The sequence below is a fragment of the Deltaproteobacteria bacterium genome (assembly GCA_016219225.1).
Classification (GTDB): domain Bacteria; phylum Desulfobacterota; class RBG-13-43-22; order RBG-13-43-22; family RBG-13-43-22; genus RBG-13-43-22.
The window spans coordinates 1-12,682 of record JACRBX010000212.1; the positions used below are offsets into that span (position 1 = coordinate 1).

General features: G+C 53.5%; 10 protein-coding genes. All 10 read left to right on the forward strand.

Features of this window, described 5'->3' with window-relative positions:
• A partial coding sequence (locus HY879_17940; GenBank protein MBI5605221.1) for a Wzt carbohydrate-binding domain-containing protein occupies positions 1–553 on the forward strand: 553 nt, incomplete at its 5' end.
• 14 nt (positions 554–567) lie between these two features.
• A complete protein-coding gene (locus HY879_17945; protein ID MBI5605222.1) occupies positions 568–1,866 on the forward strand; it encodes a methyltransferase domain-containing protein in 1,299 nt (432 codons plus the stop codon).
• A complete protein-coding gene (locus tag HY879_17950) occupies positions 1,866–4,184 on the forward strand; it encodes a glycosyltransferase (GenBank protein MBI5605223.1) in 2,319 nt (772 codons plus the stop codon). The genes HY879_17945 and HY879_17950 overlap by 1 nt, the downstream gene beginning before the upstream one ends.
• Complete coding sequence (locus HY879_17955) at positions 4,181–4,648, forward strand: GtrA family protein (protein MBI5605224.1); 468 nt, start codon at positions 4,181–4,183, stop codon at positions 4,646–4,648. Before HY879_17950 ends, HY879_17955 begins: the two co-directional genes overlap by 4 nt.
• 219 nt (positions 4,649–4,867) lie before the next feature.
• Entirely contained in the window at positions 4,868–6,061 is a 1,194-nt protein-coding gene (locus HY879_17960; GenBank protein MBI5605225.1) for a thiolase family protein, read from the forward strand.
• 547 nt (positions 6,062–6,608) lie between these two features.
• A complete protein-coding gene (locus HY879_17965; GenBank protein ID MBI5605226.1) occupies positions 6,609–8,891 on the forward strand; it encodes a PAS domain S-box protein in 2,283 nt (760 codons plus the stop codon).
• Positions 8,888–9,529: a response regulator transcription factor gene (locus HY879_17970; protein ID MBI5605227.1), complete on the forward strand. Its 642-nt coding sequence runs from the start codon at positions 8,888–8,890 to the stop codon at positions 9,527–9,529. Before HY879_17965 ends, HY879_17970 begins: the two co-directional genes overlap by 4 nt.
• Positions 9,530–9,719: 190 nt before the next feature.
• Positions 9,720–10,787 carry a TRAP transporter substrate-binding protein gene (locus tag HY879_17975; GenBank protein MBI5605228.1) on the forward strand — a complete coding sequence of 356 codons (1,068 nt, stop codon included), beginning with the start codon at positions 9,720–9,722 and terminating at the stop codon, positions 10,785–10,787.
• A 215-nt stretch (positions 10,788–11,002) separates the two neighbouring features.
• Positions 11,003–11,569, forward strand: coding sequence for a TRAP transporter small permease subunit (locus HY879_17980; protein MBI5605229.1), 567 nt, complete (start codon positions 11,003–11,005; stop codon positions 11,567–11,569).
• On the forward strand, positions 11,556–12,682 hold a 1,127-nt coding region (locus HY879_17985), incomplete at its 3' end, for a TRAP transporter large permease subunit (GenBank protein ID MBI5605230.1). The genes HY879_17980 and HY879_17985, both read left to right, overlap by 14 nt.

The following is a 12,682-nucleotide window of genomic DNA, read 5'->3' on the forward strand; positions in this document are numbered from 1 at the left end:
TATCCAGACCCAGGGAGACCCCCGGCAGGTGATAGACGCTTATAGGCAAGAGGTGGCCCGTAGAGACGATGCCCGATTTAAAGAAGAGGAAACGGCGGCTTGTAATGGAACAGAGCGGTTTATTTCCAGAAGTCGCTGGGGCAACGGGGACATAGAAATCATCGGGGTTCGGCTGCTGGATGATCGGGGTCAGGAAAGGCACGTTTTTCAAGACGGAGAGGACCTTTTGGTCGAAATCAACTTTCAGGTCCATCGTCATACCCCGGATGTGGTTTTCGGGGTGGCCCTATTCGATGGGAAGGGGACCTGTTGTTACGGGACCAATACCCAGTTGGATGAAATATCCCTGCCGCCCCTTTCGTATGTCGGTCGGATAGGGGTGGCCTTTGAAAAGGTTCACCTGGTTGAAGGGTCTTACCTCCTGGATGTGGCTGTTCATGCCCGGGACGGGCATGCCTACGATTACCAGAGCGGGTGTTCTTCCTTTGCCGTCCGTTCGGCCAAAAAAGATACCGGGATCTATCGGATCCCCCACCGTTGGATTATAGATTAGAAAGCAGGTTTTTTATGGAATCAGGGGATAAATTGGAACAAGCCATCGATGTGGACCGAATAATGGAGCGGATCCGCGCCCGTATCGAGGAGAAAAAAAAGATGGGGGCCTATTCTCCCGAAGAATTAGAAGGGATTGAACGGATGACCCTTCAGATCCAATCCGAAAATGGGGAATCTCAGGAAGGCGTTATGCAATACCATTTATCCCAGGTCAATTATCTTTACAACACCTTAAGACCCCCGGAATTTACCTCCCATCGCAAACTCCTGGGGGCCCTGGTTACCGGATTCAAAAAGGTTGTTCGTAAAGTTACCGATCCTTATATTCAGATGATCCTTAAACACCAGGTGGCCTTTAATGTGGAACTGGTGCACCTGCTGAATCAAATGGCCCTGGATGTACGTTTTCGATGGTCTACCCAGGAAAAACAACTGGCCCTTCAGGAAAAACGCTTGTCCCTTCTGGAAAAGAGATCGGACCAGATGTCCGACTCTTTAGAGGCCATCCGCCAGGAACTCAGGGCCGAAAAAAATGTTTTTGAAGAGGTCTTGTCTCAAGTTAAGGAGATGAAAAATCCGTCAGAAGAGACGGCCGGCCGAATGGTCGAGCTGAAATCAAGGGTTCGGGAACCGGAATATGTTCACTTCGAAGACCTGCATCGCGGCAGCCAGGAAGAAATTAAGTGGAAACAGAAATATTATCTGTCTTATTTCAAGGATAAAGGGCCGGTCCTGGATATCGGCTGCGGTCGGGGGGAATTTTTGGAGCTTTTGAAAGAAGCTCAAATCCCGGCTTCCGGGGTGGATACCAATCAGGAAATGGTCCGCCAGGGTAAGTCCAAAGGTCTGGAAGTTATTCATGGTGATGGGTTGGTCTATTTAAAGGGGTTGCAGGATCAGAGCCTGGGAGGGATCTTTTTATCCCAGGTCATTGAACATCTGGATCCTGAAGCCCTCCGGGACCTGGTCCGGCTGAGTTTTGCCAAGCTGTACCCCGGTGGGGTCCTGTTGGCCGAGACCATTAATCCCCAGTGCCTGAGCACCTTCAGCGGGGCCTTTTATCTGGATCTTTCCCACCACAATCCGATCCATCCCGAGGCGGTCCGCTTTCTCTGGGAATCCCTGGGCTTTCGGAAGGTGGACCTCCTCTATGTCTCCCCTTTTCCCGAGGAGATGAAGCTGAAGGAGATGGTTCGCCGGGAAGATGATTCTTATGAGGATGAACTGGCCCGGGTTTCAAACATAAACACCCGGCAGCTTAATGACCTGTTGTATGGATTTCAAGATTATGCCGTGTTGGGGTATAAGTAATGAAAATCGCTTTTATCTGTCCTTGGTACGGGGCCGATATCCCCGGAGGCGCCGAAGCCGAGGCCCGGAGAACCGTAGAAAACCTCCATCAACGAGGAGTGGCGGTCGAGGTCTGGACAACCTGTGTCAAGGATTTCGAAGGGAATTGGGCGTTCAATGATTACCCTGCCGGAGATTACCCGGTCAACGGGGTTTTGGTCAAACGATTCCCGGTCGGCCCCCGAAACGGTGAACTTTTTGATAGCCTGAACCGGCGCATCCTGGCCGGAGAAAAGCTTTCCAGGGAGGAAGAAGATCTCTTTTTCCAACACATGATCAACAGCCCGGCCCTGTATCAACACATCACCCGGCAGGGTCCGGCCTATCTTTTATTTTTTATTCCGTACCTGTTCAGTACGACCTATTACGGGGCCCGGATCTATCCGAACCGCTCCTTCATCATCCCCTGCCTGCACGATGAAGGCTATGCCCGTCTGGAAATCCTGGGTGAGTTGTTCCACCGGATTCGGGGACTAATTTTTCACACCCGATTCGAAATGAAATTAGGACAGGCCCTGTATTTTCTGAAGGAGTCCCAATGCCATCTTTTCGGCGAAGGCATTGATACGGAGATCCAATCGGATGGTGAACGCTTTCGACACACCTATCACCTGAAGGACCCTTACCTCCTTTATGCCGGCCGAAGGGATGCCGGAAAGAACACGCCTTTGTTGATGAACTATTTTGCCCAATATAAAAAACGCCACCCTTCCAACTTGAGGCTGATTTTAATCGGCAATTTGGCGGTCAAGATTCCCCCCGGCTGGCAGGAGGACATCCTGGATCTGGGCTTTGTTTCCAAACAGGACAAATATGATGCCTATGGCGGGGCCACCCTGTTTTGCCAGCCTTCGGTGATGGAAAGTTTTTCTATTGTCATTATGGAATCCTGGCTGTGCGGGACCCCCATCCTGGTCAATGCCCATTGTCCGGTAACCGTGGAACACTGCAAAAACAGCCAGGGAGGATTATTCTTCGGGGATTATCTCGAATTTGAAGCCTGCCTGCAGGAAATACTGGATCACCCGGAGGCGACCCGGAAAATGGCCCAAAATGGCCGGGAGTATTGTCTTTCCCATTTCCATTGGGATTTAATCAGTCAACGCTACATGGAGTTGATACAGCAAACCTGGAAGGTCCTGGGGGCCTCCCCGGGAGCCGGAGCGGAGGAGGAAGCCGTGAAAAATCGGCCAAGACAGCATAAAGTTTCCATTCACCAGATGCTCCCGGATTTCGGGTATGGAGATGCCATCGGCAATGATGTCCTGGAAATCCAGAAGGCCTTGAAAGGTTTTGGATACGACTCGGAAATTTATGCCCAACATATTCATTCTAAATTAACCGGAGCGGCCCGTCCACCCTGGGAATATAAGGAAATCAGCAGTCCTGAAAACATCCTGATATTTCATTTCTCCATCGGCTCCGAACTGTCGGAGTTCGTAAAAGGGCTTCCGGACCGCAAGATCCTGATCTATCATAACATCACCCCTGCCCATTTTTTTAAAGGGATTAATATCGAAGTGGAGAGACGCTGTGCCTGGGGTTATGAAGAATTAACTAACCTGGCCCCTTACTTCGACCTGGCCCTGGGGGTTTCGGATTTTAACCGCCGGGATCTGGAGCAGGCGGGTTTTCGAAAGACCGGGGTGTTACCTATTTTGGTGGATTTTAAAAACTATTACCTGGCCCAGGAGGCGGCTCTGAAGAAAAAGCTTCAAGACGGAAAGGTCAATATCCTTCATGTGGGAAGGCTGGTTCCCCAGAAAAAGATCGAGGACCTGGTCAAGGCCTTTTATCTGTTCCAGAAACGCCTTTTTCCCGAAAGCCGCCTGATTCTGGTCGGAACGGATAGTGGCGTCCGCAACTATAGCCGGGCCGTCAAAAACATGATTGAAGAGCTGGCCATAAGCCAAAAGGTCCTGTTTGCCGGCTTTGCCTCTTTTCGGGAACTGATCACCTATTATCATTCGGCCCATCTGTATCTTTGTCTGAGTGAACACGAAGGGTTCTGTGTCCCCCTGATGGAAAGTATGTTTTTCGGGATCCCGATTGTCGCCTATCTGACCGGAGGCATCCCGGAGACCCTGGGAGGCTCCGGTGTCGGCCTGGCCCAAAAAAATTGGGAGGAGATTGCCGAAACGATGGCCCTGGTTCTGGAAGATAAAGGTCTTCGAGAAGATATTGTCAAAGGGCAAAAGGAGAGGCTCCAGGACCTCTCCCTGGAAAAAAACAGGGAAAGGCTCAAAGCCCATCTCCTGCCATTCCTGGAGGGCCATTGAATCGCATCAAAGGATTTTCCAAAAAACTGAATCGGGCTTATATTCTTAATAGCCTGATGACCACCGGCCATACCGGAAACCAGTTTGTCCGTTTCGCCCTGGTGGGCGGCAGCGGGGTCTTCGTCAATCTGGCGGTCTATTCAGGTTCTATTTATTTGTTGCATTTCCATTATCTTCTATCAGCCACCTTTTCATTTCTGGTGGCCATGACCAACAATTTCATCCTGAATCTGCGCTGGACCTTTAAGACCCACAACCAGGGGATCAAGGCCATAAGGGACCAGTATCTGAGATATGCAATGGTCACCCTGATCAGTTACGGGATCAATATGGCCGTCCTGTGGACCCTGGTGGACTCCTGGCACTGGCATAAGATCCTGGCCCAACTCATGGCCATTTTTATAACGACCCTGAGCAATTTTCTGGGCAGCAAACTCTGGGCCTTTAAATTGAATCCGGTATAAGATGGGTTCGTTCGAAAATAAGCTTCAGGGGACCAGGGATCGGGGGTCAGGGGTCAGGGGGTCGGCGAAATCCTTTTTCATGCTTCGTGGTGCGCCCGAGGCATGAGGGCTTAATAGGTGATATTGATCGTGATGGAATTCTCTTGACAGGCCCGATCCAGTTTCCTATATTTTCTAAGATTTTCCAAAGCTAAATCCCTATTGAACAAGGAGGTTCTAATGTTTGAGAAAGCTTTCATCCCTTATAAAGGCTATTGGTCTTCACCCTTTTCCCGCTGGCAGATGTCTTTTCAGAACCTGAACGCCATTGAATTAGCGGCTCAAACGGCCCGCAAATTTTTAGAATTGCGGGGCCTCGGCCCGGATATTTTTGACGGTTGCGTTCTGGGCATGACCATCGGGCAACCGGCCTGGTTTTATGCCAATCCCTGGTTCTGTGCCCTGCTGGGGAACGACAAGATCAGCGGGCCGACCCTCAGTCAGGCCTGCGCCACCAGTGCCACTTCCATTTATACCGGAGGACTTTGGGTGGAATCGGGGATGTATCAAAATGTCTTGGTAGCCACCGCCGACCGCTGTTCCAATGGTCCGCATACCATCTGGCCCAACCCGAATGGTCCCGGGGGGGAAGTGATCAGCGAGAACTGGATGATGGACAATTTCAATAAGGATCCCTATGCCCGACAAGCCATGGTCCAGACCGCCGAAAACGTGGCGGTCCTGTGCGGCGGTGTGACCAAAGAAGAATCGGACGCCATGGCCGTTCGTCGCTATGAACAGTATTTAATGAGTCTGGCCAATGACCGGGAATTCCAAAAGGGTTATATGATTCCGGTGGAGGTTCAAATTTCCAAAAAGAAGACGAATATCATAGAAACGGATGAGGGGATTTCCCCTTGTACCCCGGAAGGTCTGGCCCCGCTCAAACCGGTCATTGCCGGGGGCTGCATTTCTTTTGGGGCCCAGACCCATCCGGCTGATGGGAATGCCGGGATGATTATTACCACCAAGGAGCGGGCCAAAGAACTCGGCCAGAAGAAAGAGGTGACCATTCAACTCTTGAGTTATGGCTATGCCCGGGCCAAAAAGGCCCACATGGCCGCGGCCGTCACACCGGCCGCCGAAATGGCTTTAAAGAACGCCGGGATCGAAGTAAAAGATCTGGCGGCCGTCAAGACCCACAATCCTTTTTCCGTTAACGATATCGTGATGGGTAAACAGATGCAGATTCCGGAAGGGATCTTTAATAATTATGGAAGCTCTTTAGTTTTTGGGCATCCTCAAGGCCCGACCGGGGCCCGCTGTACCGTCGAGTTGATCGAGGAACTGGTAAAGATCGGCGGAGGCTACGGACTCTTTGCCGGCTGTGCCGCCGGTGATACGGGTGCGGCTCTGGTGATTAAGGTCTCTTAATTTCCGGAACCAGGCCCAATTTAGTAGCTGTTTAGGACGCATAATCAATCAGCAGCGATAAAGTTTTGTCGACCAGGTGAGCAGTGCCCCTCTTTCCGTCATTCCGGCATGCCTTAAGCTTGTCCCCGACGTTCTTAATCGGGGAGCGGAATCCAGGGACTTTGATTTGCATTTTCTTAAAAAATCTGGATTCCCGATAAAGACATTCGGGAATGACGAAAAAGGGGTGCTACCAGGATCAACCGCTTCTGAAGTAGCGATGCCGGATGCTGGATAATTCACCCAACCCGGACCAGCCGGAACCAAGATTTTGGATATGCAAAACATGTTAAAAAAACCTCAATTGGTCCGGGTCCAAGGTGTGTTCTTTAAGAAATTCTATCCATTTTGCGTAGAATTATATTCTTTAGTTACTAATGCGTTCGAGATAAAGGTTTATCAGTATCCAGCATCGTTTCAAAAAATTGAGTACGGCCACTAATCTTGGAGAACCGGTTTAAAGACCCATTTTCAAATATCTTTGGTTAGAATTGAAAGGGAGATCCCCGTGAAATGGGCCGCCCCAGAGCAAGCGAAAGCGACGCTATTCGGAACCTGGTTCTGGGGAAAATTTTTTCGTCTTGCCTCGCGCTGGCCGGAACGGTTGATCACGGCAGGCCTTTCGGCCGTTATCTGCTCTATCGTCTTTTCCCTGGCTCCGCTATGCGGCCCGGCTTCCGCGGACGACAGCAAGAAGCACATCCTGATTCTACATTCCTATCACAAGGGGCTTGAATGGACAGACAGTGAGGACAACGGGATCCTCTCGGTTCTGAAGTCCCGTCTGCCGGATATTGACGTCCATACCGAATACATGGATACCAAAAGGATCTCCGATGACGCCTATTACAGCGGGTTCTTCCGGCTTTTGAAGCGAAAATACGCCTCCATTGCCTTCCATGTCGTACTGGTAACGGACGACGACGCCTTCAACTTCTACCTCAAATACCATCAGGTCCTTTTTCCCGGAGTGCCGGCCGTCTTTTGCGGGGTCAACTACTTCAAAGATTCGGATCGGGCGGGCCGCAAGGATCTCATCACCGGAGTGGTCGAGGCCTTCGATATACCGAATACCCTGCGAACCGCCCTTTGCCTCCATCCCGATACCTCGAGGGTTTGGGTCATCAATGACAGGACCACGACCGGCCTGGCGAACAAAAGGATACTGGAAGAGGTGATACCCGAATTTAAAGGGAAAGTCGGTTTTGTTTTTCTGGAAGATTTCGACATGCCTGAAGTCCTCGATGAGGTCAGACAGTTGTCGAAGGGCGATATTATTCTTTTAATGACCTTCAACCGGGACCGGTCCGGTAATGTCTACGACTATAATCAAAGCATCGCCCTTATTTCCAAACAGGCGCGGGTGCCCATCTACGGGGTCTGGGATTTCTACCTCGGTAAAGGGATCGTGGGCGGCATGCTGACCAGCGGAGGGGACCAGGGCCGGACCGCCGCTGAAATCGCCCTGCGGATCCTGAATGGGGAGAAGGTCCGGAACCTTTCCGTTGTCAAAGAGAGTCCCAACCGATACATGTTCGATTATCTCCAGTTGAAGCGCTTTCAAGTCAAACCCTCCGATCTTCCAAAGGAAAGCATTCTCATCCATCTCCCCGACTCGTTCTATGCCCGCTACAAAAAGTTCATCCTGTTCAGTGCCGCCATCATCGTCAGCCTGTCCCTGATTATCGTCATCCTGCTGGTCAATATCTCGCTCAGGAAACGCTATGAAAAGGCACTCCGGGAATCGGAGGAGAAATACCGCAACCTCTATGATACTGCCCCCGACATGTACCATTCCATCAACAGTGAGGGGATCATCATCGACTGCAATGCCACCGAAGCGGCCATGCTCGGCTATACCAAAGAGGAGATCATCGGCCGGCCGGTGGCCGACTTTCTGACCGGCGATTCACAGAAGACCTATGAAAAGGAGTTTTCGACCCTGACCGAGCACCGGGCCCTCTTCGGCCTGGAAAGGGAGTTCGTCAGAAAGGACCGGTCCACCTTCACCGCCAGCCTGAACGTCTTTATCGAGCTCGACGCCCAGGGCCGGCTGGTCAGAACCAAGACCATCGGTCGGGACATCACCGAACAGAAGCGGGTGGAAGAAGCGCTGCGGAATTCCCGGGAAGAGCTGAGGAGCCTCTCAGCCCATATCCAGTCCGCCCGGGAGGAGGAGCGGGGGCACATCGCCCGGGAGATCCACGACGAACTCGGGCAGGTGCTTTCGAAACTGAAGCTGGATCTGGCCTGGCTGAAAAAACGTTTTTTGGACGATCAAAGGCCGCTCCGGGAAAAGATTGATATCATGTCGGGTCTGGTGGATAGTACCATCCGGACCGTCCAGAGGATATCCTCGGCCCTGCGGCCGGGGGTGCTCGATTACCTTGGTCTGGCGGCCGCCATTGAGTGGCAGGCCCAGGAATTCAAGGATCAGACCGGGATTGATTTTACGGTTGCGGTCCCTCCCGACATGACGGTCCCGGATCAGGATGTGGCCACCGCGGTCTTCCGCATTTTTCAGGAGACCCTGACCAACGTCATCCGCCATGCCCAGGCCACCCGGGTCGAGGTCCGGCTCGAAAAGGATGATGCCGCCGTCCGGCTCGAGGTCCGGGACAACGGAAAAGGTATCCCGGATGAAAAGAAGGCCAGCCATGCTTCCTTCGGACTGATCGGCATGAAGGAACGGGCCCGTTTTCTCGGCGGCACCATGACGATCGACAGTTCACCGGAGAAGGGCACCACCCTTTTGGTAAACATACCATTCAGAAAGGCGGACCCTGCATGATAACCCTACTCATCGCCGATGACCACGCCATCTTCCGTGAAGGGCTGCGCCAGATCCTTGAGGATGTCCCAGACATGGTGGTGTCCGGCGAGGCCAGCTCCGGCCAGGAGGTCCTCGAAAAGGTCTCTAAAAACGATTATGATCTCCTCCTGCTCGATATCGCCATGCCCGGGCTGAGCGGACTCGAAACCCTGAAGCTTTTAAAAAGTCAGAAGCCGAAACTGCGGGTCCTGGTTCTGAGCATGTACCCGGAAGAGCAGTATGCGGTCCGGGCCATCAAGGCCGGGGCCTACGGCTACATCACCAAGGCGAGTGCCTCGGAAGAGCTGATCGGGGCCATTCGGAAGATCTCGGGAGGCGGGCGCTACATCAGCGCCTCCATAGCCGAGAAGCTCCTTTTTAACCTCGACCCGGAACCCGATCGCCCGCTTCATGAACGGCTCTCGGACCGGGAATACCAGGTCCTCTGCCTGATCGCCAGGGGCCGGACCGTGGGCGAAATAGCCGAAGAACTGTGCCTGAGCGTCAAGACTGTCAGCACCCACCGGACCCACATCCTGGAAAAGATGCGGCTGAAGTCCAACGCCGAACTGACCAACTATGCGCTGAAGTTGGGTCTGGTCTGCCTGACCGACTGAGCCTCCGGAAATTCCCCGGCCCCTGTTTTACAGAGCTGCCGCCGCCCCCCGGCCCGGTATCTTTAAGCCCCATCTCCCTTCCTCATAGGACAAACCCCTATACAAAAAATCAGACAGAGACCGATTTTTTTCTTTATTCCCTTCCTCCAAAGTAAGAGCCAAAAAATAAATCCAAATTAAGGAGGAGCGTATGAAACGGTATTTTTTTTGTGTTGTAGCGCTTGTCGCAATTCTCGCGGTATCTTCAGTGGCTGCCCTGGCTGCGCCTAAGGAGGAAAAACCGGTTTTGCTGCAGGTGCCGGTGGCCTTTGCGACCAACCTGCCCGGCCTCGGTGACGGGATCATGTACATTGCCAACAATATCGAGCTGGCCAGTAACGGCAGCGTCAAGATGAAGGTCTTTGAGCCCGGCAAGCTGGTGGCCCCCTTCGAAGTCCTGGACGCCGTATCGAAAGGCAAGGTAAACGCCGGCTACAGTACTGCCGGTTATTGGGAAGGCAAACTCCCGGCCGCGCCTCTGTTCTCGGCCGTCCCCTTCGGACCGGAGACCGGGGAATACCTGGCCTGGTTTTATTACGGCAACGGGATGAAACTCTACCAGGAGATGTACGACAAGGCCGGTTACAACGTCAAGGTCCTCCTGGCGGCCATCATCGCCCCCGAGACCTCGGGATGGTTTACCAAGGAGATCAAGTCGGCCGCTGACCTCAAGGGTATGCGGATGCGCTTTTTCGGTTTGGGTGGAAAGGTCATGGAAAAATTAGGGGTCTCGGTGAGTCTGTTGCCGGCCGGCGAGATATTCCCGGCCCTGGAGAAGAGGGCCCTGGACGCCACGGAATTCTCCATGCCGGCCATCGACGAGCGGCTGGGCTTTTTCAAGATCGCCAAGTATAACTATTATCCCGGCTGGCACCAGCAGGCGACGACCTTCGAGCTGCTGATCAATAAGGAGGTCTGGAACGGCCTGAGCGACCACCAGAAGAAGATCATCGAGGTCACCTGCAAGGCCAGCGTAGCCGACAGCTTTGCCCACACCGAAGCCATCCAGGGCAAGGTCATCCGGGAAAACGCCGAGAAACGACATGTAAAAAACATGAAATGGTCCAAGGAGATGCTCGATCTCTACAAGAAGACCTGGCATGATGTAGCCGCCGCCGAAGCGGCCAGGGACCCCTTCTTCAAAAAGGTCTGGGAGGATTTCCGAACCTTTGATAAGGATTATGACTTGTGGGCGTCTTTGGGCTTCCTGTCCAGGTAGTCGGGAATTTTAAATTAGGAAATTCCTACCCTCAAGTTACGGGAGCGGATTTCCAATCTGCTCCCGTAACAAAAGGAAGGGTGGGGGTAGGGCAGATACGGTAACCGGTTTTTCCCGATCCCCGATCCCTGACCCCTGAATGCTGTTTTCGCCCTGACTTAATCCACAAAACTCTGCGCTGTACTTTGACCAAGCGTTTAAAAAGGGAGTTATAGATGGTAACCAAAATAAAAGAAACACCCAGCCGATTTGCCGATGCCCTCGACGGCTTCATTAACCGCATCGGCAATGCCGCCATGTGGATCAACGCCGTTCTGGTCGGTGTGATCATCCTCCAGGTTATTCTCCGCTATGTCTTCGGCCGGGGCCTGGTGATACTCGAAGAAATCCAGTGGCACCTTTATGCCATGGCCTTCATGATCGGCCTGTCCTATGCCGTGGTCAGCGACGCCCACATACGGATCGATGTCATCCATGTCCATTTGTCTGAAAAATGGAAGAGCCGCTGGGAGCTTTTCGGGATTGTCTTTCTGCTCCTGCCGATTATCGTTGTCGTCATCCTCCAAGGCCTGCCTTATGTATATGACTCGCTGAAGGTCAATGAGAGTTCGGACGCCCCCATGGGCCTCCCCTATCGCTGGGCCATCAAGTCGCTTATCCCCATCAGCTTTCTCCTGCTCCTGACAGCGACCCTGGCCCGCCTGACCCGGGTGGTGGCCTCTCTGAAGGGCGGGACCGGCCGGAAATCATCAGCGGAGGTGAAACGCCATGCAGCCAAATGATATCCTCGTTGTGGCCATGTTTGGGACCTTTATTACCTTTTTATTCACCGGCTTTCCGGTGGCCTGGGCCCTGGGAGGCACCGGGGTCCTTTTTGCGGTCGTCGGGTTTCTGGCCGACCACCTTATTGGAACGACCACCGGCCTCAATATTACCGTCCTGGGCATGGCCGTCAACCGGATCTACAAGATCATGGACAACTGGATCCTGGTGGCCATCCCCATGTTCATCCTTATGGGATTGATGCTCGACAAGGCGGGCATTGCCGAAAAGATGATGAAGGCCATGCAGGAGGCCTTCGGAAAATTGAGCGGCGGCCTGGCCATCACCGTGGCCCTGATCGGCATCGTCCTGGCGGCCTCGACCGGCATTGTCGGGGCCTCCGTCACCCTTCTGGCCCTGCTGACCCTGCCGGCCATGCTGCGACAGGGCTACACCAAGCCGATCGCCACCGGGATCGTGGCCGCCTCGGGTACCCTGGGGATCCTTATCCCGCCGAGCATCATGCTGGTCATCATGGCCGACCAACTGGCCCTCTCCGTAGGCGACCTCTTCATGGGCGCCATGATCCCGGGGCTGATCCTGGGCGTCCTTTATATCATCTATATCGTGGTTCTCGGTTTTATAAAGCCCCAGACCATGCCCCTCGATCCGGAGCGCAAGCCCTTTCAGTTGGGCCGGATCCTCTGGGAGGTCTTCAAGTCGGTGCTGCCGGCCGGATCGCTCATCCTGGCCGTGCTCGGCTCCATCTTTGCCGGGGTCTGCACCCCGACCGAGGCCAGCGGGGTCGGCGTTTTAGGGGCCGCCATCCTGGCCCTGATCAACAGGCAACTGAACCTGGGCGTGATCAAGAGCGTCTTGAAGGGCACCTTCAACACCACGGCCTATATCATGGCCATCTTCATCGGGGCCACCATCTTCGCCCTGGTGCTCAGGACCCTCGGCGGGGACGAATTCATCACCAAGGTGCTGAACGCCATCCCCTTCGGTCCTTACGGTAAGATCATAACCATCCTCGGATTCGTCTTCTTCCTCGGCTTCTTCCTGGACTGGATCGAGATCACCCTCATCATCCTGCCCCTCCTGGCGCCGGTCATCAAGACCCTCGGCCTCGA